The sequence below is a fragment of the Paenibacillus sp. FW126-R14 genome (assembly GCF_058789495.1).
Genome location: NZ_JBYTBS010000032.1, coordinates 46,063 through 66,622, shown reverse-complemented (window position 1 = coordinate 66,622; position 20,560 = coordinate 46,063). Strand labels below are relative to the sequence as shown.

Here is a 20,560-nt window from a genome sequence, read left to right as displayed (position 1 = left end):
CAAGCAGCACATGTCCTCGGCCATTAGGCCGGGGCATTTTGCTGTTTGGAGGTGTGCCCAGCTTCCCCCTATTTCATGCGGGGACGGCCGGTTGCAAGGCAGCGCGCAGAGCGGGCAGGGGATAGGGGAACTACAGGGCACTATTTCGCCCGAAACAGCCTTTTGAGCGAGAAAGCGGGAACTACGTTCCGCTATTTCGTCAGGCTGGTCACATATTTGGGCGATGGAGGGCAGATAAGACCCTGTAGTTCCCCTCAATGCCCTTATTTCCGCTTTTCGCCGAAATAAGGGAACGGAGTTCCCCCTATTTAGTGCGGGGTACCTATGCGCCCTTCTGAGCACAGTGCAGCTACATGCAGACGGACTAGCTGCAAGTACAGGTGGAACGCAGCCTCCCTTTTTTATAAGCGCAACATATTGAATTGCTATACAATAGGACTAAGCATAGATTGAAATGAGGCATCCATTATGGTTATTTACCAAAAGTTTCTGCGGGATTTGGTCCGCAATTATATGATGGGTTCAGGCATTGCGGTTGTTGTGGTAGGCGGAGTCATTATTTCTACGACCTTATCTATTTCGAATGCGGAAATGGAGCGCATCTTCTTCATTATGACGAGCTCGTTATGCGTGATGCTGCTCGCAGAGCTGCTGGTATTTCGCCGGCACATGCACCCCATTCGGGTGATGCTGGAGCAGGAGGCTCCTGATTTGGCAGCCATTCGGGACGCCTATTTGCAAACTCATCGCTTTCCGGCGCTCTCTGTGAAACGGATACTCGGTCCCCATTTTCTGGGTCTGTCGATTCCGGCCATGACGATGGCTTCCATAGGGATTGCGCTGGGCTGGCTGTCGCTGCCGGCTTACTATGTCGGGCTTGCGGGAATCGGTGCCGTGCTCGTGGCAAGCATGCATGCGCTGCTTGAGTTCTTCACGACAGCCCAGGCGATCCGCCCGGTTCTTGTACATATACGCGAAGTCGGACAGCGCCTCTACGGCGAGGATGTCTCTTTGGATGGGCGCGTGATTGTTTCCATTCAACGCAAGTTCCAGCTGAGTGCGTTCCTGATTGGAACGATGCCGCTGTTTCTCTTCAGCCTAGCGACGCAAATTCGGCTTATCTCGCAGTCGTCCGATTTCATGGTGGATTATTGGAAATGGGCGGGCATTATTTTACTGCTTGGCGTGGGCTTCTCCTCGCTTGGGGCACGGATGTTGGCCAGAGATATTCAACAGCCCATCGGGGACTTGTATAGAGCGATGAAGGAAGTGCAATCCGGCGACTTGCAAGTGAGGGCTTCGGATTTATATTCGGATGAGTTCTCGCGGCTGGTGGCCGGCTTCAACCATATGGTTAAAGGGCTTGAGGCGCGTGAAAGCATGAACAACCAGCTGCTCCAGAGCTATTATTCCACACTGGCTGCTGCTCTGGATGCGAGAGATGCGTATACCGCAGGGCATTCCACTCGCGTAGCTCAGTACTCCTTGATGATTGGAAGAGCGGTGCGTCTGAGTGAGCAGGAGCTTGATCTGCTGAACAAAACAGCGCTGCTGCACGACATCGGGAAAATTGGCGTGCGCGACGATGTGCTGCTGAAGGAAGGCCGTCTGACAGAAGAGGAGTTTGAGAAAATCAAGCGGCACCCGGTGCTGGGCGAATCGATCTTAAAGCAAATTGAGCCGGCGGAAGCGATGGCGCCTTTGCTTCCCGGCGTGCGCTCGCATCATGAGCGCTATGACGGCAAGGGATATCCGGACGGCCTGAAAGGCCGGGAGATCCCCGAGTTTGGCCGCATCATCGCGGTAGCGGATGCGTTCGACGCCATGACCTCCGATCGTCCTTATCGGAAAGGGATGGCTGTCGAGAAGGCCATGGCCATTCTCGCGGAAGGCAAGGGGACGCAGTGGGATCCCCGGTATGCGCAGACGTTCATTGATGTTTTCATGCAGGGGAATACGAATCATGCAAAAAGCACATCAAATGTCAGTTAAGTTGGCGAGCGGGCAGCGCCGTTCCTCTATAAGAAAGGGTCTGTTCCCCAGTAAGCTTAAAAGCTGGGGAACAGACCCTTTCACGTTTATTCACTTAACGGAACTCGAATATCCGCTTCTGGCGTTAAATAACGGTAAACCTTGTCGATCCACTCTTCGACGTAGTGATCCGTGGCCCATTGCGCCATGACGAGCTGCTCGCCGGGGAGAAGATCCAGAACGAGCTGCGGATCATTGCCCGGTGCTTGGCCGTAGGGATAAAATTTGAGCTTGCCGCCCTCGAAGATGACAACCATATCGTTCATTGGAGAAGTCAATGCGTCGGTCGCTTGCGGATAGGAGGACTTAATGCCGCTCCAGGTGCAGCACAGATCATCGTGGTTCACCACTTTGTCCGGCAGATCCCGGGGGAAATCGTGCAGCACATAGCTGTCTGGCGTCGCAGCACCAGCTACAACACGCGGCGTTTCAGCGACCTTGCCGACCCAGTGGCCGGGCTCTCGCTGAATCGTCCAGCTTTGCCCCGAAACTTCTCCGCGCAAACTGCTTGCAACACTTGCAAGCACACCGCCGATGTTCGCATTAGTGCCATAAACATCGGAGATGGACACATGATTCTTGTCCACCGGCTTGTTATAGAACTGCACGGTGTGGCCTTCTTTTAATTGCGGCAGCGTGCGGACCCAGATGCGATCCGCTTGATAAGTACCGCCGCCTCGCAAAGAGGTTTCCGATTCGGCAATAGACACATATTGATTGCCCGCAAACAGCAGAGTCTCTGTACGATTGAACTGTTCGCCTTCTTGATCAGGGAAGGTTTCCGGTTTCGCAGGTTGATCCGCCAAATGAGCGGATAAGTAGCGGAATTCATCCGTTTTGGTCCGATGGACCAGGGAATCGATTTTCCAGAAATTTTGCTTATAAGGCATAAGAATGCCCGGGCCCTCGGACGTTTTCTGGAGCTTCCCGCGCACGGGCGCAATCAGCATCGTGCGATAGGTGCTGTAGCGCATGGGCTTCAGCGCACGTCCAGCCTCGCTGCCGGATGGTTCATGCTCAGTTCGTAATCCGATAAGCAGTGCTGTAGTAATCGGCGCAGGAGAATAGCTTACGGACGCAGTTGTTGCCGTAACCGCAGCGTCCGTTACAGGTGCTGCATCACTCTGGGTATGTAAATTACTCCAAGGGAAAAGCAGTATGGCGGCAGCGATCGCACTGACTCCGGCAAAGCAAATGACAGGTTTAACCCTTGGCTTCGCTCGTTCCTTATGCTCAACCGCTTCTTCAATTTCACGCTGAAGCTTGGAAGTAAAGCCGGGGCGCTCAAGCGGTCCTGATTCCAATTGCTTGCGTAAATCATCCGGATCAGGATTGTTCAAGAGCCTCACGCTCCTTCAATTTAACCACCTTAAGTCTGGCATGATGAAGCCGTGATTTAACGGTTCCTTCCGAGATATTAAGAATAGACGCCATTTCTTTGGTTGAGAGCTGATAATGGGCATGCAAAATGAGAATTTCTCTATACTTCGGAGGAAGCGAAATCACTTTCTTCCAAATGTCGCTGGCATATAATTTCTCCATGGCTTCTGTTTCGGCAGAGTTGGATGTGCCTGTTGATTGAATGAAGCCAACAAGTGTCACTTTGCGCCAGAAAGCTTTGCGTAAATAGTCATAGGTCGTATTGCGTGTAATGGTAAGGAGCCAGGTCTTGACCGAGGCCTCACCGCGGAATGTAGTAAGATTGCGATAAACTTTTAAGAAAGCATCCTGGGTAATATCATCGGCTAAATCCGAGTTGCGGCAAATGCTGAAAGCATAGTTCCAAACGTCATTGCCATAGGTCTCCATTAAATTGCGAAGAATTACTTTTTGATCCGTTGTTTCAGACACATACTTTAAATATTCAAAAACATGGACGCCGGTCGTCTCCATTCTCTCACCTCTCTGAATTAGACGCTTGCAGGTTGAAAAAAGTTCGCATTCGCCCAAAAATATTTTTCGGCAATAAATCCTTATAGTGTTCGTAAGGACGCTGGAGTATGGGTCTTTTTGAAAAGGAATTGTAAAAATGTGTTGATTTTGGTCGAAATGAAAAGGATTTTGTCGAAGGTACATCGAATAGTTTCTTTTGAAAGTTAAGTATGCAGCGCAGGGATGCTCGGTCTTCCTCATAGTAATTTGCCGTCTTGACAATAGAAGGCGTTAGCGCGCAATATGAAGGAGGGCTGCTGGACATCATCAGATCCCTCGGAGAGGAAGAACACGATGAATTTCGTTGAATATATCATGGAACACCTGCGATCCGGTGCTATTAACAATTACCCTCAGCCGATTGCTTTGAATATGGGCTTAGCGTATACCGTTAAGCTGGAGGACAAGAAGACGAATTTAATATGGCTGCCTTTTGAATATACAGGCTTTGCCTACGTCGATATGGGGCGCCAGGTGAATGTACATCCTTATTATAGAGGTGTTATTTTTGAAGAGGTCGAGCTCTCCAGGGGAACGGATCTTCACAAGCCGCAAACGGAAGAGGCCTTTGTCAAAGCATTATTTTTGAAAAGTTGGGAGATGCACGAACTGCTGCAGCAGGAGAAATATGCTTATTTGCAGGGGAGTGCGCCGGATTTCTTAGCGAAAATGTTGTACATAACCGATTGGCTGCGCTATTACAATTCAACGAAAACCGTAGGCGCTGGCAGAAAATTCAGCTAGCTGTTGCAACAATAGGACCGTATTTGCTACTTACGTAGACAAGTATGGTCCTTTTTGATGCGCAAAAAGGCGGAATCCGCTGCACTCTGGGAAGGATCTTCTGCGGCTATAGACCCAAGCCCTGCAGTGTTTAGCATGCTTTCCTTACTAGGCTTAAAGCCTGTTCTCAAAGGTGAATAGAAGGCTTATTCTATACAATGGTACAACTTGGTATCGAAAAATGTAGAAACGGAGAATCCAATCATGCGGCAGTTGAGAAAATGGATAACCATAGCAGCGGTGTGCTGTGTTATGAGCATAGGGATCGGACAAGCAAGAACGGAAGCGGCAAGTATGACGGACGTTCGGGGTCACTGGGCGGAGCAGACGATTACCCAGATGGCGCAGCAGGGGCTGCTGGACGGCTTCCCGGACGGAACGTTTCGTCCTGACGATGCGGTGACGGCCGATCAATTCGTGAAAATCGTATTGCTGGCTTTTACAGACAAGTTTCCGAATGGCGAGCGCAATTGGAAAACAAGCTTTCTGCAAGCGCTGAGCGCGAGCAACAAAAGCATTTTACAACAGGATTACCGGGACTTCAATTTCAAGCCGAGCACTGTCGGTTATTGGGCGAAGCCCTATTTGGATTTGGCCAGCGATCTGCATTTCATTAGCAAGGGCCAGTTTACGGATTACAAAGCGAAGCTGAAACGCGAGGATGTAGCGGAAATTTTGTATTATTTGCTGAAGGAAACCGAGTATTTGGAAGATGAAGTGTACAGCCTTAAAGCGGCCTCGCAATTTGGCGATCTGCAAAGCGCGACAAGCAGGCAGCAGAAGTTTATCGGCGAAGCGATGACGAAGGGAATCATGGAAGGATACCCGAACGGGTATTTTGGCGTGGGCCGGGATGTTACCCGTGCGGAAGCGCTGCAAATCATTACGCGTCTGCAGACGAAGTCCAAGCGGATCAGCGTGAAAAACGAGGGAGAAGCTTTCATCAAAGTTGTTCCGACAAAAGATGGCAGCTATAAGAAGCTGATCTTCCCGGACCAGCGCATGCTCGACGCTTACGGCGTCATGGAGGATGCAGGCAAGCTGCGGGGGACGAACTATGACCTGCAAGAAACAACGCTGCGCCTGTTCCGGGATGCGGATGCCAAGGCGCTCGCCGTGAACGGCGCGACGGCCAGCGTGCGCAACAGCAATGAGGCTTCGCTGTGGCTGGACCCTCAGTTTCTGACTTATGGCGTGACCGTTCGTCTTGAGAACGGAACGCTGGCACGCAATATGGAAAGCATCCGGAAATTCACGGATTTCCTCTTCGGATATGATGCGGACATCTTCTATCGTCACTTTACCGATGCGTGTGAGCGTGCTGCGGCGAAAGGCGTTCTGGAGACGACGACGAAGCAAATCGGCAGTTTTTCCGTAGAGACGCGTTTGGAGCCGGATGGGAAAACGATTGTTTTTTCAATTATACATAGTTAATCATTAACGGCATAAAAGTTTGAGGTGTACATACAAGTTGTACACCTCAAACTTTATTTCAGGACTATCTAGATAACATGTACGTACAAGTGTATAATAGTACATTATACGTACATTATCTCGGAAGGTGTTGAGATCGAGTGCTGGACAAATTGAAGCAAGCGGTACTGGAAGCGAATTTGGATCTCCCCGAATATCGGCTCGTTACGTTTACTTGGGGCAATGTCAGCGGGATTGACCGGGAGCAGGGACTTGTCGTGATTAAGCCCAGCGGCGTACCTTACGAGGATTTGAAGGCGGAGGACCTCGTCGTTGTCGATTTGGAAGGCAGGATTGTGGAAGGCAAGCTGAAGCCTTCCTCGGATACGCCGACCCATTTGGCATTGTACCGGGCATTCCCGGCGATCGGCGGCATTGTGCATACTCATTCGCCATGGGCGACGAGCTGGGCGCAGGCCGGAAGAGGCATTCCAGCGCTCGGCACCACGCACGCGGACTACTTTTACGGGGAAGTCCCCTGCACACGTCTTATGACGGAGGCTGAGATTAAAGGGGCCTACGAGCTGGAAACAGGCAACGTCATCATTGAGACGTTCAAGGACTTGGACCCGGCGATGGTTCCGGGTGTGCTGGTGAACTGCCATGCGCCGTTCAGCTGGGGCAAGGACCCGCACAATGCGGTGCATAACGCAGTTGTGTTGGAAGAGGTAGCGAAGATTGCCTACCGCACCTTTCATTTGAACCAGGCGATCCAGCCCATGGAGCAGACGCTGCTGGACCGGCACTTCCTGAGAAAACACGGAGCTAATGCGTATTACGGACAGACATAACAAAGAGGCAGTCGGCATTTTCAATCATGCTGACTGTCTTTTTTTGCTGTGTAGGGGTGCCTATCGTGAACCGCCGCTGCGACAGTAAGCGCCTACTTGCGCTAACATGCCCCAACACGACTCACCTCTGCCGAGCACACCCATTAGGGCTGTAGGCGGTAACCTTCGTTATACTTTGTGCAATAAAAATTCCGCGTTCCCCCTAGAAGTAGCGTAGCTGACACCATCCGAAAACGTACGGATTGAATTGAAGAAAATTAGAAATTTTTTCCTGCTTTGGGGTATGTTAAATTCTTACTTGATAGCTATGTGGTTGTAGGAATATTCATGTAGTTTTTTTACGACATGAATATCCCTACAAAACATAATCGCGACGAATTACTTAATAACATCGGATGGTTTAGATGTTGCTTCCCCACTTAAATCTGTTTGCATGGTGACAGGTTCAATATAAACTTTCCATGCTCCCTCTCTATTAATCATGCGAAATGTGTGGCTAGTCTCTCCCATACTATTAATTTTCAACTTACAAGTTATATCCACGCTTTTATCATCAATCGGTTTCACATCTGTAACATTAAAATCCGTGAGCCTATCCCTTTTGTAAGCTCTGTCATAAAAATCTTTTAAAGATTTTTTATCTTTGAAATAAGGATCGTCTACATATTCGATGGCCTTATCCACGTTGAGATCCTTTACTAAGTAAAGATAATCAGAAAGTTCCTGTTCAGGACTTTTTGAATGTGGTGATAGATAGACTGCACCGACAAGAATAAGCAAAACGAAAACTAAAGAAACACCAAACAATGTTGTTTTTACATGTTTTCCCAAAAAAACACTTCCTTTTTATTAATATTAGTAATATACTATATTTGTATTTTATACCATATTATAGATAGGAGTTAAAGAGATGAAAAAAATATTTAGTTTGTCAGTATTAACAATTTCTTTATTGTCAGCTCTTCCTGTTTCAGCTGCTACCAGTACTACAACAATTCCCGCTACGCAAGAAGATTTAGAAACAATTAACAAAAACTTTAGTATTGGTGAGGCGCAATCTAAGCAAACAGCAAAGAAAGCTCCTGCTTTATTTTCCACTGCCGTTTACAACTTTAATTACACACATTTGGGAATAGATGCAATAAAAACGAAAAGCAATTTTAACATTACTGGTAGTAACGTGATAGTAGATGCTAGTGCCACAGATAGTGTTACGTCTGCTTGTCAGCCTTATTCTATCCAATTAAATAAAAAAACATGGCTTGGAAATGAAAGTAAGGGGAAGGTAGGCTATCTGACGAATGCTGGTGTTCAAACAGGCACTTGGAATGGTGTTGGTTCAGGCGAATACTACTTATTGATTTGGAATGGTAGTGACACGAATAGATCAGATGGCAGTGGCACTGTTTACAGTGATTAAAATCCCCCTATGCCCACGGAACTTAAAAAGTGACCATGTTTTTTACACCGGGCGGTATAAAAAATAAGACGACTATAACTACCGAAAAGTTGAATTTTACCAAGAAAATGGATTTTATTTTTTAATTCTGAGTATACCGAGATGTATTTCACTTTTTTTCTAAGCATTGATGAAGTATGTATAAAAAAACTATATTTTGTGAACGTCTAACCAATTTTTCAGAAACTTGTTTATCTATTTCGAGAAATTCGGAGAAAAACGAAGAACGGCTTTCTCGCAAATGATGCGAACAGAGCCGTTTTTTTTAATGTTCCACGGAATTGTAATCGGCTGTCACAGAGGAAGTTGACTAAGAAATAACCATAGTCAAAAAAGGAACGCCTCGATATGATGGGTTTGACCCGGCTGCTCGTATTATGAAGAATTGAGCGACTTACGACATCTTATTTAGTCATAGGTATCGAAATCGAAATGGCTAAAGAAGCTCATGTAGTACGAGCTACGAAAATTAGATAAGCTAATAAAACCTAGAAAACGGGTAGAATTGCGGAGAAGTAACACGCATGTTAAAATCAGGAAGTTGTTGTAAATACAGTATAGGAGGCAGATGCAATGAAAATCTTGGGCAAGCTGCTATTGTTTATTATTGGAATTTTTGTGATATATCAAGGCTATACTACCTATACATTTGGTGCTAGAAGCTCAGATGGTAGTATGGGTGTCAACAAATTAATATTATTTACTATTCCACTAACAGACTATCATTTACATATATATGGCTTAATTTTTATTTTAACAGGTATTCTAATCACTTTGGTTCCGCTCTTGCTATATTTACTTTCCCTAAAGAGAAAAAGGAATGTTTAGGATAAACACTAGAGTGAAATTTATCAAAAGCAATTAACCCTGCAACTAGTCCCTACATAGACCCTTTGATCAAATTTCATTTTCTGTGGTAGTGCTTCGTTGAGGGACAGGGATGGCTAAGCGCAGAACGTTAGTTCAATCAAACAGCGGAAGTCTAGGGGGAGTACCATATGCCCATCATGATCAATTTCTTTCCAGAGACATTTTTCAATTAATTCTTCTCCTTTTACGCTTTGGCGCGAATGGACACTTTTTGGTATGATGAGAAGGCAAGAATGATAGATGAGGAAGAAGGATGATATTCGATGTTTGCGAAGTCGAGCTACGAAGGAACGAGAGAAGAGAACTATGCCTTGCTGATTCAGCAAGTTGAAGCATTGATACATGACGAGCCGAACAGAATTGCCAATTTAGCGAATGCCGCGGCGCTGCTCGGACAATTTTTGACGGATATCAATTGGGTAGGGTTTTATTTGCTGGACACTGCGCAAGAGAAGGAGGAGCTCGTTCTGGGGCCGTTCCAAGGCTTGCCGGCCTGCGTTCGAATTCCGCTCGGGAAAGGAGTTTGCGGTACGTCTGCCGCGCGCCGGGAAACGGTGCTTGTGCCGGACGTTCACGCATTTCCCGGCCATATCGCCTGCGATGCCGCCTCCCAATCGGAAATCGTCGTTCCGATTCTTCGAGGGGACGAGTTGATCGGCGTGTTGGATATCGACAGCCCAAGCCTGAGCCGTTTTGATGAAATCGATCAGCACTTCTTGGAGCAGTTCGTCCAAAAGCTTGCTGCCGCTATGTAAGGTCGTAAGTTGTTGAAAAAATATCGGTCATGTCCTCATCGGAACAGAAGCTGCAGCTTGCCAGTACATTGTTGTGCCTTAAACGAGAGCCTAACATAATCAGATGACTGGTCAGCTGCTGCTCGATAGTCGGATCTGCGATGCTGAATTCAATCCCGTATTCATAGAGGGAGGGTTTCAGCATCGTTTTTCGTTTAATAATGCCCAGAATTTTCATTTCCTGATGAAACAGATGGAAAGTAAACTCCAGCAGCAGGCTCATCTCCGTAGGGAGATTCAAGGGGGTATGCATGCGAATGCCGCCGGAGCTGATATCCTTGATCATGATTTTGGATTGTTTGGTGTCGGTCGCTTTATTTTTGATCCCAATAATCTTGAACATGGCGGTTAATGGGATTTGGAGGTGGACTCGGAAGCTGGAGCGTTTATTTGGTTGCGACATGGAGATGCTCCTCTGTATTAATAGGCATATTATACTATAAAAGTAGATACTTTGGACCATGTTTATAAAAAGAAAAGCCCCCTATTTGAGCTTAGGGAGCTTGGCTGCGAAAGCGTTCAGATTTTCCTCTCCGTTAACAAAAATCCGTTTTAGCAGGAAAGGGGACTGCTCGTTTGTTGCAAAGCCTTGATCAATTGTAAAAGCATACCGAAACCCGTGCTGCTGAAGAAGCTTCAGCGTCGTTTTGTTGTATTGGCCATACGGATAGCAGAAGATATCCGCTTTGGTGCCAAGCCGCTCCTCAATCTGCTTTCTGGCTTCTACGATTTCATAAGCTTGCTCGTCCGCCGAAAGCTGCGGGAGGTGAGGGTGCGACATGCCGTGCGGCTGAATGTCCCAGCCCCCTGCTTGCATCTTCTTTATTTGCTCCCAGCTGAGATAGCCGTCCTGATCCGTCATGCCAGGAGAAACAAAGAGGGTGGCGGGGAAGCCGTATTTAGCCAGAATGGGCATCGCTTCCTCGTAGTTATCGAGGTATCCGTCATCGAACGTGAGCAGCACCGGCTTCTCCGGGGATTTCTCGGAACGGTCTCCTTGCAGGAGACGAACAAAGGCCTCGAGTGTCAGAGGGGTGTAGCCATGATCGTGCAAATAAGCCATTTGCGCTTCCAGCTTGTCAGGAGGAATAACGACGATATTCCCTGGGTCGATCGCCACACTGTGATAGTTGAGCACAGGGATGCTGACTTTTGAAGAAGGCTTGCCCGCAGGCGGAACCAAGGGGACGTAAGTTTCCGACGTAACGGTAGGCGTCGCAGTGTCCACGGCGAGCGGAAGAAGCAAGGGATCTCCTGCGAGAACAGCCGGTTCAGGATCACCGTCAACTCCATTGGCAACGGCAGGCTCAGGTTCGGCCGGCGGCTTGTCCGCCTCATGCGCTTGGATGTCCGGAGGAGCCTCCTTTTCAGCAGGGACGAAGGCTTGTCCTTCATACATATAGGAAGCGGCGGGCAAGGCGACTGTCCTCTCAGACCGGTTGTTCGCGGCGGAGAGACAGCTGGTTAAGAGCAGCAGCACTATCGTGAAAATCCCGATAAATAACAAATAGCCCAGAATTCCCTTTCTTGGAAAACTCATCGGCACACCAACCATTCTAGAGGAATATTCTATTACTCTATTTGTAAGCAATGGTTGGGAGAATTATACCTGATCAGCGAAAGAGATTAATCTTTGCTTTGAATAACAAGGAGAAGGCCTGTGCGAACCTCGATGAGCCCTTCCGGTTCCTGAAGAATATTGCTGATCCCGAGGGATTGGCCGATCTCCAGCGTCGCTTGATGAAGCGGATAGGCGAAGCCGTGGAGCGTGATGCCCGTTACTTCCAGACTGAGCGGAAGCAGAGAGATATGCGTGTAGCGCCCGCGTTCAATGCGAGTCGGTTGATCTATAACGAGGATTTGATTGTTGGCATCGATAATGGAGCACGAAATGCCGAGCTCCGTACCTTTACGCAGCAGATGTACGTTGGCTAACGAGTGATCGAAGCGCGTGCCCAGCGCCCCCAGCAGGATGATCTGTTCCGGCTGCTCGGCGAGCGCCCAATTGAACGCCATTTCGGTATCGGTCAAATCTTTGTAAACCGGGTCGCATTCGACGAACGACAGGCTTGAAGACCGAATAAGGCTTAATTCCTCCGCGGTCACCGAATCGAAATCCCCTAAAGAAATATGCGGCTTGCAGCCATGCTGAATTAAATATAAGGCCCCGCGGTCAGAGCCCACCAATATGTCATTCTCTTGGATGACTTCCAGGGCCCAATCGCCAAGTGTTCCGCCAGTTACTATAATGATTCGTTTCCCGTTCATGCTTGTTCCCCCAGCGTTTGATATCATCCCCCTAGTATATCATAATGAGGCAAAAAACCGAGCCGCATCCCTCGCAGCCCGGTTCTAAGATTAGGTTCGCGTATCCGCACGCTTGCGCATGGGATTAAGCTCCGTTTGGTCGTGATCAATCTCGGCTTCTTCTGCAAAGCCCTGCAGCTCCCAGGTCGTGCGGCCCAGCACGAGGTCCGCAGGAAACTCATTGCCGCGCTTGAGGGTAACCTCTTGTCCCGCCTCATTGGCATAAACACCGTCTGTCTCCACCGTATCGCCTGTCATGGGGTCCATCGATTTGTCTTTAGACATGCCGTATTCCTCCTTTCCTGTTGCTTATCCATACCATTTCCAAGGATGGAGGAAATTATGAGCTGAATCATGTAGAATAAAAAGGTTGTCATACAATCATACACAGGCTGCAAACTTTGTCAGACAGAAAGGGAATGAACAGGATGGCGTTATGGGGGACGATAGTGAATGCTATCGCCATTATTATTGGGGGATTGCTCGGGCTCCTGCTGCCCCGCATCTCGGAAGGCATAAAAAGCACAGTGATGCAGGGACTGGGCCTCGCAATTACTGTGCTGGGGATCACGATGGCTCTCAAATCGAGCCAAATCGTGCTTGTCATACTAAGCGTCGTCATCGGCGGCATTCTTGGAGAACTGCTCCGCATCGAGTACAGGCTTGGCCAACTTGGCGACTGGTTGCAGGCCCGGATGCGCAAAGGTTCATCGGACCAACGCGGCAGCGTCTCGGAAGGGTTCGTGACTTGTACGCTTGTATACTGCATCGGAGCTATGGCGATTCTGGGTCCGCTGGACGGCGGCCTCCGTCACAATCATGATATTTTGTATACCAAATCATTGCTCGACGGATTCCTATCCATTATTTTCGCTTCTACCTTAGGGATCGGCGTAATCTTCTCCGCGGTGTCCGTGTTCGTCATGCAGGGAACGATTGCCCTCGCGGCAACGGTGATTGCCATGGCCTTCAGTCAAGCGTCGCTGGACGCGATGATCGTTCAAATTACAGCCGTTGGCGGCGTGCTGGTCATTGGGGTCGGCATCAATCTTCTTCAGATCAAAAAAATCAATGTCGCCAATATGCTTCCGGCTCTTATCATAGCGGCAGCCGCTGTGCCCGTTCAGCATCACTTCTCGGCTTGGTGGGAGCGGTTGTTCTAGACCAATGAACCGTTAAACTTGTATCCGACCCCGCGAACGGTAATGATGTACTTGGGCTCAGCCGGATTCACTTCAATTTTCTTGCGCAGATTGCTGATATGTACGATGAGCGTTCGCGGGTCGCCCATACTATCCAGGCTCCAGATAAGCTCAAACAAGTGCTCGATTTTGTAAACCCGGTTCGGGGTCTTGGCCATTAGGGAAAGCAAATCGAATTCTTTAGCCGACAGCGAGATGGTCTGCCCGTTGACACGGACGATGTGGCTGACCAGATCGATCTCCAGACCCGGAAACTTCACGAGCTGCGGATCGTCTTGATGCTGTTCGCGGATGGAATTACGGCGCAGCAGGGCCTTCACCCTTGCCACAAGCTGACTAGGGCTGAAAGGCTTCGTCATATAGTCGTCGCCGCCCATGCTGAGCCCGAGAATAACATCGATATCTTCACTTTTACAGGAAATGAATAAAATTGGCGTATTGCTGGTTTTGCGCAGCTGTCGGCAAACCTCTATGCCATCAAGTCCCGGCAGCAGAATGTCGAGAACAATAAGATCGGGCTTGTGTTCCTTAACGATCTCGAAAACTTCTTGTCCATTGTTGGCGCTGATGACCTTGTATCCTTCTCTGATTAAATAGAGCTGGATCAATTGGACAATTTCCTGCTCGTCATCCACCACTAAAATTGTTTCACCTGCCATACTAGAAATCCTCCTCAGTAACGGAACGGCTCATGATGGGAGCGGAGTTCCCGCTCGCAAATACTAGCTTTATTATAGAACGATTCTCCTAAAAATTTCTATCCTTTTATTGACATCTTACGAGATTTGGTGCGCTTTCAGCGTGAAAGCGGGTACTGAGCACTACCTGAATTCCCGAATAATGGCGAAATATGATGTATATGGGCGAAAAATACCAAAAGTTGACGTAAATTTTAGCAAGTCTTTATGAAATTTTTATGTTCCCATGCTAATCTACCCTTGTCTCTATGCTGGAATAGGGAAGGGGGCGGCGAAAGTAATGAGTCATTCGGCTGATTTGAGTCCTGTCACACATCCATGGTTGCAGAAGGATAACTTCGTACGCCAATTTATCGAGCAGGCTTGGGATTTATTTTGCATATTCGATGTTCATGGGAATTTAACCTATGCGTCCAAAAGCTTTAACCCCGTGATCGGCTTTATCCCTAAAGATTTTCAACAAGTTGTGGAATTTATTGATTCTGAATACCGTATGGATTTACATAAAATGTTTATCAGAACCTTGCAGACCAAAAGCAGCAGTAAGCTGGAATTTCTTATGAAGGGTACAAGCGAGAGCTGCAATTGGTTCGAATGCACCGCGCTGCCGATCTGTGAGGAAGACGGTACGCTCCTTGAGATATCGTTCGTGCTGAATGATATTACACTGCGCAAAAATCATGAGAACCGGCTAATCGCCATGGCGTTCCATGATCCACTTACAGGCTTGCCTAACCGGCGGCGGTTTAAGGAGCATCTGCAGCAAATGCTTTCACAGGCCAAACGGACGAATAAGCCTTTTGCGCTTCTGTATGTCGATATCGATGATTTTAAAATGATCAATGACACGATGGGACACGATGTCGGTGACGAGTTCCTGCAAAGCTTTGCCCACCGCATTCAGGGCTGCCTTCGCGAAATCGATCTGTTTGCCCGGATGGGCGGCGACGAGTTCACGATTCTTCTGCCGGGCGTAGATAGCGAGGAGCATGTGATCAGCGTGGCACAGCGGATTCTGCATTGCGTGGACCAGCTCTGGGACATTCAAGACCAACAGTTTAAAGCTACCGTCAGTATGGGCATTACGATGTATCATTCCGATAAAACGGAGGCATCGCGCATGTTGAAAGAAGTGGATATCGCCCTCTATCAAGTGAAGGGAATGGGCAGGAATCACTTCCGATTCTATCAACAAGCTATGGATAAATAGAAGCATAACAACGAACCGTTATGGAGCTTAGTGCCTGCTCTATAGCGTTTTTTTGCGTTCACCAATATTTACTCCTAGCCTATTTATTGGATTTCTAGGATGATAGAGTAATAGCAATAAGATAAAGGAAGGATGAATGGAATGAAGGCAGCCAGCAAGCGATGGCGTAAATTCGTTGTTGTTTTGGCAGCAGCGGGGATACTGACAATAGCGGCAAGCTCGGAACCGCACGGCGCTGAGGCCCAAGCAAGTTCAGCCCAGGGTAAGTTCAATATGTCTTATATGTATTTCGGGAGTCCGAGCTCGTATACGTCACAAGTGGATAAAAGCGGGCAAACGCTCGACGTTGTTGCGCCCAGCTATTTTCAAATAAACGCAAACGGCGGTTTGCAATTATCCGACACCTTGCAAGCTTCTTTCATCTCGGACATGCATCAGAGAGGAAAGCGGGTTGTTCCTTTTCTTAGCAACGATTTTGATTCGGCACTTGGGGGCAAAGCGATCGATAATCGCGAAGCGCTGTCGGACCAAATCGTTAAGGCCATTAAGGATTATAATCTTGACGGTATTCAATTGGATATTGAGAATGTGGATGCCGCCTACCGGGATAAATATACCGATCTGGCTAGACTGCTCCGCAATAAGCTTGGGAGCGACAAAGAAGTATCCGTTGCCGTCGCTGCCAATCCGACCGGAACGAAATCGGGATGGTTAGGTTTATATGATTATAAGGCGTTAGCGGCCGTCAGCGATTACTTAATGGTCATGGCTTATGACGAAAGCTATCCGGGAGATCCGACACCCGGGCCTGTGGCTGGTTTGCCCTTTGTGGAGAAATCGATTCAATATGCGCTTTCGCAGGCATCCGGGGATAAAATTGTGTTGGGGATTCCCTTCTACGGAAGGTATTGGAATCAGAACGCTGCCGATAACGGCGCAGGCATATCCGCGCAAACGCTTAGTAAGCTTATCGATATGTACGAGGGAAAAGTTCGCTATGACACCGCCAGCCAATCGCCTGTCGCGACGTTTACCATCCGTCCCACGGATGCAGCGTATAGCATTAATGGCAAAAAGCTGGAGCCGGGCGACTATACCGTTTGGTTTGAGAACGAGCAATCGTTGAAAGAAAAGCTGAAGCTGGTCAGTAAGTACAATTTGAAAGGCACCGGAAGCTGGAGCCTGAATCAAGAGACAGCCGACACCTGGAATTATTATGGCCTATGGGCCGATGGCTTCTATTTCACGGATGTGCAAAACCATTGGGCGAAAGAGGCCATCCTCGCCGCGGCGAACCGCGGCTGGATGCTCGGCACCGCCGCAGACCTGTTCGCGCCGGATGCGGCGCTCACGCGGGCAGAAGCCGCGACGATTATCGTGCGCGCGCTTGGCTTGGAGAGCTCGGCCGCCGGCAGCGGCTCGTTCAAAGATGTGCCTGCCACCCATTGGGCGTACCAGGATATTCAGATCGCGAAGCAGAGCGGGCTGCTCCAAGGGATCAGCGATGACCGCTTCGCGCCGGATCAGATCATGACGCGGGAGCAGATGAGCATGCTGCTCTCCCGCGCTTTGAAATTGACTTCGCCGGGCGGCAGCACCGCGGCGAAGCGCTTCTCTGACGTGCCGGCAGACAGCTGGTCGGCGGAGGCCATTGCTGCGATGAGCAGCAACGGCCTTGTCGACGGCTTTGCGGGCGGCACGTTCCGCCCCGGCGCGTCTCTGACGCGCGCCGAGATGGCGGTGCTGCTCAGCCGCGCACAACCGCTGCTCACGAAGTGAGCCGCTTTAGAACCGCTCCTTTCCGAAGGGGCGGTTCTTTGTTTTTAGCGTGCCGCTATAAGCCTTCCGGAGGCTTGATGGCGGGCGGGGCGCTGCCGATGTCGTCTTCGCTCGCCAATTTGACAAAGGTGGTTTGTCCTTTGGGGCCGGGCTTATTGGTAACGAATTGGCGGATGTTCATGACCCGCGCTTCAGCGCCGATGATGCGGCTGCTGCCAATCTGGAATAAGCATGAGGAAGATACTTCTATGATGCGGACGTCCCGCACCCGGATGAATGACCCTAAGTTATCCACACACATTGTGAAAGGCTCAGGCGGTTGAGGAACGGGAAAAGGGCGCTGAAAGAAGGGGTATGCCGTAAAACTGCCCTCGGTTCCGAAATAGATCGGAACTTCGCGCTGAACGGCGAAGACTTTGGTTTCGAGCGCAGACTGAACGTTATCCCCTACCTGCATAACGCTGCTTGAGCTAATGGAAGTCACACGGACACAACCAACGATAGAAAGGCGAGCCACCGCTCACACCTCTGCCGGGAGGGGAACGAATGGCGATATAATGACGGCTTCCGGAGGCGTGTCAAACATGGAAGACAGGGAGATTACTTCCGTATCGCCAATGAGGAAGATGGATGAACTGGCCACCCCGACGATGCGGACATCGCCAACGAAAATCTGTTTGTTTTCCACTTGCAAATTCAGCATAGCTAGCCCTCTTTTCTTGGTAGACTTGATAGGTAACTCTCAATTGCGCTGATGATATCTTGTTTTGTTTTATCAATAATGCTGGTCGTTACAGCTTCCATCGGTTCTTTGAAGCCGACGCCGCGGAATTGGTTGACATAATGCTGGATGCGGGTATCCAGTTGTTTACGAATATCTTCAACGATGAGGTCTTTGTAATCTTCATCGAGATGATACTGGTACTTATTTTCCAGATTCAGCATATCGGAGTGGAGCTCATACTGCAGATAATGGGAAATGCTGTTGGTAACGGTCTGCTTGATGCTGGCCCCCGAATGTACTTGCCCTTGACGGGGTTCTTGATGGTTGTTAACGGGCCCTTGTCTAATGTCAGCCTGCTCAGGCCCAATCCCGAGCTCCTGCCCTGTTCCTTGATGGAAAGGATTCTGATCCTGCCCGGCCTCCTTGCCTACCGGGGCGCCATTGACCGTGAAATCTTCGACATTGTCCAGCGAGCTCGGGCTGATGCCTATGGTTAAGGTTCCTTCCAGCTTTTCGACTTTGAGCTGATCGAATTTATATTCGATTTTATCAATGTGGAATCGTTTTTGGTCTTTTTGAGCGTTGAGATCGGCTTGCAGCTTGGTGACTGTTTGCTCCAGTTTATCGATACGCTGCTTCTGCATTTCAATATAGGCGGAGAGCTGCTGGGCCCATTGCTGCCATGTGATTGAGTTATTCATATATGGCACCTCCTTCCGGTTTTAAGTGGAAACTTTGTATGGCAAGAATGCGGATGTTTTGCGGCACTTCCGGTGGCGCCCGTTCAGCTTGGAGGAGGCAAACGAACGAGGGCAACCGGGTTTACCGGACTGGAACCAAGTTCCGGGGTAGGCTCAACAAAGCCGCCTGTATTATATAGATTGGATAATGAACGAATGGATCCCGCGGTACCGATCTGGAGGACGGAGGAGTTGGCCACGGAGTTCACTTTCAGATTTTGAATCATGATGGTTTGATGAATGACCATGTTCATGGAGGAGGAACACCCCGCTATGCTTGGAATCGCTCATCCTAGACGATGAATCCGCTAGTGGCGTTGGCTTCGATAAGATCCGAATCGTTCGTGACGGTTGCACTGTACACATTATAGACGCGTGGGAAATCTCCCGTATTAAAGGAGCCAGCGCCAGCGAATGTTTTGGCGGAACTGTTAGGCGCGATGATAAAGGTGTCGCCGAATTGGACGACAGAGCTGGATCCGACGCTGAGGATCTTTACATTGCCTACGATAGATGGCATATTCGGCCTCCCTTGCCTAAGGCTTATCACCATGCAGTATATGAGGGTATTCGCCCAGAGGTGTCCAGTAAATCGGATTGGTGTCACATCCGGACGCAGGCACATATACTGGCAAGAGAAAATGAGGTGATGGGTTTGAGCGGGTTTAATCGCCATCCTTGGCTGAAGTGGGAGCAAATTGAAAAGTTTCTTGGGCAAAAGCTGCCTTTCGGTGAAAAAGGGCAGACCTTTCTAGATAATATGACGTGGGTTGAGGGATATGTACAGGACATGCTGAAAAAAGCGATGCCGGTTATGGATGTGAACCTTTCGTCTAACGAATCCTTCGGTGCCGAAGTGTTTGAAACGCATGAACATGTCATTATTAAAGTGAAAGTCGCTAAAGACGAAGATCCCAGGTCGCTTCGGGTGTTTGTAAAATCAAATCAGCTGAAGCTGAGTGGCTTTCTAAACGGCAAGAGCCGGATTGTAAAGCTGCCGACGCTTGTACTTCCAAGAACGGCAAGAGTCAGCTACAAACAGCGTCTGCTGCAGATCAAGGTGCGTAAACGCGGACTGAAGGAGAATTACGTTGAGTCGTATATCCGGTATTAGGAAGTGGCAGTAGAAAAATAAAAGAGCTAAGCACGTATAAGCGCTTAGCTCCTGTTTCATTTTCTTAAAGCACGCGGCGAGCCGTCATGTAACGGGACGACCAAGTTCCGCTCGAAAGCTTCGTAATACGCACGCCGCCGGCGCCGTAAGTGTGCAGGATGTTGCCGTTCCCCATGTAGATAGCCACATGGTTAATAACGCCCGGTTTGCCCGGGATCGAGAAGAACACGAGATCGCCAGTACGAAGGTTGCTTCTGGAGACGTAAGTGCCTGCTTGGGCTTGGCTTTTGGAATTGCGCGGCAGGTTAACGCCTACGCGTTTGAATACATATTGCGTGAAAGACGAACAGTCGAATGTGTTGGTTTGGCCTGCTTTTGCCCCGAACTTGTAAGGTGTTCCCAGGTACTTCTTCCCGATGCTGATGACTTGGCTGGCACGGGAAGTTGCGGTAGCCGATGCTTGAATGGTTGTTGTATTCGTGGCTGCGTCAGCTTGATGAGGTGCGGAGATCATGCTTGCAGAAAGTCCTATGGAAACGGTCAGCGCCGTTAATGCTAATTTTTTGTACCAGTTGTGTTGGTTTTTCATCTTGGTTTCCTCCTAGAGTTGAGTTGTTTGGAATTGCTTCGCCAGACTCTTCTATATGAGTAAC

25 protein-coding genes are annotated in these 20,560 nt (G+C 49.0%); 11 read left to right on the top strand and 14 right to left on the bottom strand.

Annotated elements, in window-relative coordinates:
* Positions 1 to 468: 468 nt before the first annotated feature.
* A complete protein-coding gene (locus AC3WRW_RS19795; protein ID WP_492548021.1) occupies positions 469 to 1,992 on the top strand; it encodes an HD domain-containing phosphohydrolase in 1,524 nt (507 codons plus the stop codon).
* An 86-nt stretch (positions 1,993 to 2,078) separates the two neighbouring features.
* Here the strand turns inward: AC3WRW_RS19795 and AC3WRW_RS19790 are convergent, their stop codons facing one another.
* Together AC3WRW_RS19790 and AC3WRW_RS19785 are read right to left on the bottom strand one after the other, a co-directional pair.
* Positions 2,079 to 3,371: a hypothetical protein gene (locus AC3WRW_RS19790; RefSeq protein ID WP_492548020.1), complete on the bottom strand. Its 1,293-nt coding sequence runs from the start codon at positions 3,369 to 3,371 to the stop codon at positions 2,079 to 2,081.
* Positions 3,358 to 3,924: an RNA polymerase sigma factor gene (locus tag AC3WRW_RS19785; RefSeq protein WP_167052917.1), complete on the bottom strand. Its 567-nt coding sequence runs from the start codon at positions 3,922 to 3,924 to the stop codon at positions 3,358 to 3,360. The genes AC3WRW_RS19790 and AC3WRW_RS19785 overlap by 14 nt, the downstream gene beginning before the upstream one ends.
* Before the next feature lie 333 nt (positions 3,925 to 4,257).
* Between AC3WRW_RS19785 and AC3WRW_RS19780 the strand changes: the two genes are divergently transcribed.
* The 3 genes from AC3WRW_RS19780 to araD all read left to right on the top strand — a co-directional run bounded on the left by AC3WRW_RS19780 (position 4,258) and on the right by araD (position 7,010).
* Positions 4,258 to 4,707: a hypothetical protein gene (locus AC3WRW_RS19780; protein WP_492548019.1), complete on the top strand. Its 450-nt coding sequence runs from the start codon at positions 4,258 to 4,260 to the stop codon at positions 4,705 to 4,707.
* A gap of 243 nt (positions 4,708 to 4,950) precedes the next feature.
* Positions 4,951 to 6,180, top strand: coding sequence for an S-layer homology domain-containing protein (locus AC3WRW_RS19775; protein ID WP_492548018.1), 1,230 nt, complete (start codon positions 4,951 to 4,953; stop codon positions 6,178 to 6,180).
* A gap of 140 nt (positions 6,181 to 6,320) precedes the next feature.
* Complete coding sequence (gene araD / locus AC3WRW_RS19770) at positions 6,321 to 7,010, top strand: L-ribulose-5-phosphate 4-epimerase (protein WP_312875689.1); 690 nt, start codon at positions 6,321 to 6,323, stop codon at positions 7,008 to 7,010.
* A gap of 378 nt (positions 7,011 to 7,388) precedes the next feature.
* Here araD and AC3WRW_RS19765 read toward each other — a convergent pair whose 3' ends face one another.
* A complete protein-coding gene (locus AC3WRW_RS19765) occupies positions 7,389 to 7,841 on the bottom strand; it encodes a hypothetical protein (RefSeq protein WP_492548017.1) in 453 nt (150 codons plus the stop codon).
* Positions 7,842 to 7,920: 79 nt separating this feature from the next.
* Here AC3WRW_RS19765 and AC3WRW_RS19760 point away from each other — a divergent pair, with 79 nt between their 5' ends.
* The 3 genes from AC3WRW_RS19760 (at position 7,921) to AC3WRW_RS19750 (ending at position 10,094) form a co-directional block, all read left to right on the top strand.
* Positions 7,921 to 8,430, top strand: coding sequence for a hypothetical protein (locus AC3WRW_RS19760; protein ID WP_492548016.1), 510 nt, complete (start codon positions 7,921 to 7,923; stop codon positions 8,428 to 8,430).
* Positions 8,431 to 9,042: 612 nt separating this feature from the next.
* The gene (locus AC3WRW_RS19755) at positions 9,043 to 9,297 is read left to right on the top strand and encodes a hypothetical protein (protein WP_492548015.1); all 255 of its coding nucleotides are present in this window, start codon (positions 9,043 to 9,045) and stop codon (positions 9,295 to 9,297) included.
* A gap of 305 nt (positions 9,298 to 9,602) precedes the next feature.
* Positions 9,603 to 10,094 (top strand): GAF domain-containing protein, encoded by a 492-nt coding sequence (locus tag AC3WRW_RS19750; RefSeq protein ID WP_492548014.1) that lies wholly within the window; start codon positions 9,603 to 9,605, stop codon positions 10,092 to 10,094.
* On the opposite strand, the gene AC3WRW_RS19745 is transcribed toward AC3WRW_RS19750, so the two are convergent.
* The 4 genes from AC3WRW_RS19745 to AC3WRW_RS19730 form a co-directional block, all read right to left on the bottom strand.
* Positions 10,087 to 10,536 (bottom strand): PilZ domain-containing protein, encoded by a 450-nt coding sequence (locus AC3WRW_RS19745; protein ID WP_492548013.1) that lies wholly within the window; start codon positions 10,534 to 10,536, stop codon positions 10,087 to 10,089. The two genes, AC3WRW_RS19750 and AC3WRW_RS19745, sit on opposite strands and share 8 nt — an antisense overlap.
* A gap of 81 nt (positions 10,537 to 10,617) precedes the next feature.
* On the bottom strand, positions 10,618 to 11,673 hold the full coding sequence (locus AC3WRW_RS19740; RefSeq protein WP_492548012.1) for a polysaccharide deacetylase family protein: 1,056 nt from the start codon (positions 11,671 to 11,673) through the stop codon (positions 10,618 to 10,620).
* Positions 11,674 to 11,759: 86 nt separating this feature from the next.
* A complete protein-coding gene (locus AC3WRW_RS19735; protein ID WP_492548011.1) occupies positions 11,760 to 12,401 on the bottom strand; it encodes a thiamine diphosphokinase in 642 nt (213 codons plus the stop codon).
* A gap of 90 nt (positions 12,402 to 12,491) precedes the next feature.
* Positions 12,492 to 12,725, bottom strand: coding sequence for a hypothetical protein (locus AC3WRW_RS19730; RefSeq protein WP_171685735.1), 234 nt, complete (start codon positions 12,723 to 12,725; stop codon positions 12,492 to 12,494).
* 143 nt (positions 12,726 to 12,868) lie between these two features.
* On the opposite strand from AC3WRW_RS19730, the gene AC3WRW_RS19725 reads away from it, so the two are divergent.
* Complete coding sequence (locus AC3WRW_RS19725; protein ID WP_492548034.1) at positions 12,869 to 13,603, top strand: DUF554 domain-containing protein; 735 nt, start codon at positions 12,869 to 12,871, stop codon at positions 13,601 to 13,603.
* Here AC3WRW_RS19725 and AC3WRW_RS19720 read toward each other — a convergent pair.
* Positions 13,600 to 14,301: a response regulator gene (locus AC3WRW_RS19720; RefSeq protein WP_492548010.1), complete on the bottom strand. Its 702-nt coding sequence runs from the start codon at positions 14,299 to 14,301 to the stop codon at positions 13,600 to 13,602. The genes AC3WRW_RS19725 and AC3WRW_RS19720 overlap by 4 nt on opposite strands.
* Before the next feature lie 319 nt (positions 14,302 to 14,620).
* Between AC3WRW_RS19720 and AC3WRW_RS19715 the strand changes: the two genes are divergently transcribed.
* On the top strand, positions 14,621 to 15,550 hold the full coding sequence (locus AC3WRW_RS19715; RefSeq protein ID WP_492548009.1) for a diguanylate cyclase domain-containing protein: 930 nt from the start codon (positions 14,621 to 14,623) through the stop codon (positions 15,548 to 15,550).
* A 141-nt stretch (positions 15,551 to 15,691) separates the two neighbouring features.
* Positions 15,692 to 17,329: an S-layer homology domain-containing protein gene (locus AC3WRW_RS19710; RefSeq protein WP_492548008.1), complete on the top strand. Its 1,638-nt coding sequence runs from the start codon at positions 15,692 to 15,694 to the stop codon at positions 17,327 to 17,329.
* Between the two features lie 55 nt (positions 17,330 to 17,384).
* Here AC3WRW_RS19710 and AC3WRW_RS19705 read toward each other — a convergent pair whose 3' ends face one another.
* The 5 genes from AC3WRW_RS19705 to AC3WRW_RS19685 all read right to left on the bottom strand — a co-directional run bounded on the left by AC3WRW_RS19705 (position 17,385) and on the right by AC3WRW_RS19685 (position 19,313).
* Positions 17,385 to 17,846 carry a spore germination protein GerPE gene (locus AC3WRW_RS19705; RefSeq protein WP_492548007.1) on the bottom strand — a complete coding sequence of 154 codons (462 nt, stop codon included), beginning with the start codon at positions 17,844 to 17,846 and terminating at the stop codon, positions 17,385 to 17,387.
* 3 nt (positions 17,847 to 17,849) lie between these two features.
* On the bottom strand, positions 17,850 to 18,032 hold the full coding sequence (locus tag AC3WRW_RS19700; protein ID WP_492548006.1) for a spore gernimation protein GerPD: 183 nt from the start codon (positions 18,030 to 18,032) through the stop codon (positions 17,850 to 17,852).
* A gap of 2 nt (positions 18,033 to 18,034) precedes the next feature.
* Positions 18,035 to 18,754: a spore germination protein GerPC gene (gene gerPC, locus AC3WRW_RS19695; RefSeq protein WP_492548005.1), complete on the bottom strand. Its 720-nt coding sequence runs from the start codon at positions 18,752 to 18,754 to the stop codon at positions 18,035 to 18,037.
* 83 nt (positions 18,755 to 18,837) lie between these two features.
* Complete coding sequence (locus AC3WRW_RS19690; RefSeq protein WP_492548004.1) at positions 18,838 to 19,047, bottom strand: spore germination protein GerPB; 210 nt, start codon at positions 19,045 to 19,047, stop codon at positions 18,838 to 18,840.
* 38 nt (positions 19,048 to 19,085) lie between these two features.
* On the bottom strand, positions 19,086 to 19,313 hold the full coding sequence (locus tag AC3WRW_RS19685; RefSeq protein WP_492548003.1) for a spore germination protein: 228 nt from the start codon (positions 19,311 to 19,313) through the stop codon (positions 19,086 to 19,088).
* 135 nt (positions 19,314 to 19,448) lie between these two features.
* Here AC3WRW_RS19685 and AC3WRW_RS19680 point away from each other — a divergent pair, with 135 nt between their 5' ends.
* Entirely contained in the window at positions 19,449 to 19,907 is a 459-nt protein-coding gene (locus tag AC3WRW_RS19680; protein WP_492548002.1) for an Hsp20/alpha crystallin family protein, read from the top strand.
* Between the two features lie 64 nt (positions 19,908 to 19,971).
* Here the strand turns inward: AC3WRW_RS19680 and AC3WRW_RS19675 are convergent, their stop codons facing one another.
* Positions 19,972 to 20,496 carry a C40 family peptidase gene (locus AC3WRW_RS19675; protein WP_492548001.1) on the bottom strand — a complete coding sequence of 175 codons (525 nt, stop codon included), beginning with the start codon at positions 20,494 to 20,496 and terminating at the stop codon, positions 19,972 to 19,974.
* Positions 20,497 to 20,560 lie beyond the last annotated feature (64 nt).

Excerpts from the sequence above, each read along its gene's own strand:
- AC3WRW_RS19755 (WP_492548015.1), top strand. The coding sequence starts at position 9,043 with ATGAAAATCTTGGGCAAGCTGCTATTGTTTATTATTGGAATTTTTGTG.
- AC3WRW_RS19715 (WP_492548009.1), top strand. The coding sequence starts at position 14,621 with ATGAGTCATTCGGCTGATTTGAGTCCTGTCACACATCCATGGTTGCAG.
- AC3WRW_RS19775 (WP_492548018.1), top strand. The coding sequence starts at position 4,951 with ATGCGGCAGTTGAGAAAATGGATAACCATAGCAGCGGTGTGCTGTGTT.
- AC3WRW_RS19710 (WP_492548008.1), top strand. The coding sequence starts at position 15,692 with ATGAAGGCAGCCAGCAAGCGATGGCGTAAATTCGTTGTTGTTTTGGCA.
- AC3WRW_RS19675 (WP_492548001.1), bottom strand. The coding sequence starts at position 20,496 with ATGAAAAACCAACACAACTGGTACAAAAAATTAGCATTAACGGCGCTG.
- AC3WRW_RS19720 (WP_492548010.1), bottom strand. The coding sequence starts at position 14,301 with ATGGCAGGTGAAACAATTTTAGTGGTGGATGACGAGCAGGAAATTGTC.
- AC3WRW_RS19690 (WP_492548004.1), bottom strand. The coding sequence starts at position 19,047 with ATGAACATGGTCATTCATCAAACCATCATGATTCAAAATCTGAAAGTG.
- AC3WRW_RS19700 (WP_492548006.1), bottom strand. The coding sequence starts at position 18,032 with ATGCTGAATTTGCAAGTGGAAAACAAACAGATTTTCGTTGGCGATGTC.
- AC3WRW_RS19730 (WP_171685735.1), bottom strand. The coding sequence starts at position 12,725 with ATGTCTAAAGACAAATCGATGGACCCCATGACAGGCGATACGGTGGAG.
- AC3WRW_RS19685 (WP_492548003.1), bottom strand. The coding sequence starts at position 19,313 with ATGCCATCTATCGTAGGCAATGTAAAGATCCTCAGCGTCGGATCCAGC.
- AC3WRW_RS19735 (WP_492548011.1), bottom strand. The coding sequence starts at position 12,401 with ATGAACGGGAAACGAATCATTATAGTAACTGGCGGAACACTTGGCGAT.
- gerPC (WP_492548005.1), bottom strand. The coding sequence starts at position 18,754 with ATGAATAACTCAATCACATGGCAGCAATGGGCCCAGCAGCTCTCCGCC.
- AC3WRW_RS19745 (WP_492548013.1), bottom strand. The coding sequence starts at position 10,536 with ATGTCGCAACCAAATAAACGCTCCAGCTTCCGAGTCCACCTCCAAATC.
- AC3WRW_RS19785 (WP_167052917.1), bottom strand. The coding sequence starts at position 3,924 with ATGGAGACGACCGGCGTCCATGTTTTTGAATATTTAAAGTATGTGTCT.
- AC3WRW_RS19795 (WP_492548021.1), top strand. The coding sequence starts at position 469 with ATGGTTATTTACCAAAAGTTTCTGCGGGATTTGGTCCGCAATTATATG.
- AC3WRW_RS19750 (WP_492548014.1), top strand. The coding sequence starts at position 9,603 with ATGTTTGCGAAGTCGAGCTACGAAGGAACGAGAGAAGAGAACTATGCC.
- AC3WRW_RS19760 (WP_492548016.1), top strand. The coding sequence starts at position 7,921 with ATGAAAAAAATATTTAGTTTGTCAGTATTAACAATTTCTTTATTGTCA.
- AC3WRW_RS19740 (WP_492548012.1), bottom strand. The coding sequence starts at position 11,673 with ATGAGTTTTCCAAGAAAGGGAATTCTGGGCTATTTGTTATTTATCGGG.
- AC3WRW_RS19725 (WP_492548034.1), top strand. The coding sequence starts at position 12,869 with ATGGCGTTATGGGGGACGATAGTGAATGCTATCGCCATTATTATTGGG.
- AC3WRW_RS19780 (WP_492548019.1), top strand. The coding sequence starts at position 4,258 with ATGAATTTCGTTGAATATATCATGGAACACCTGCGATCCGGTGCTATT.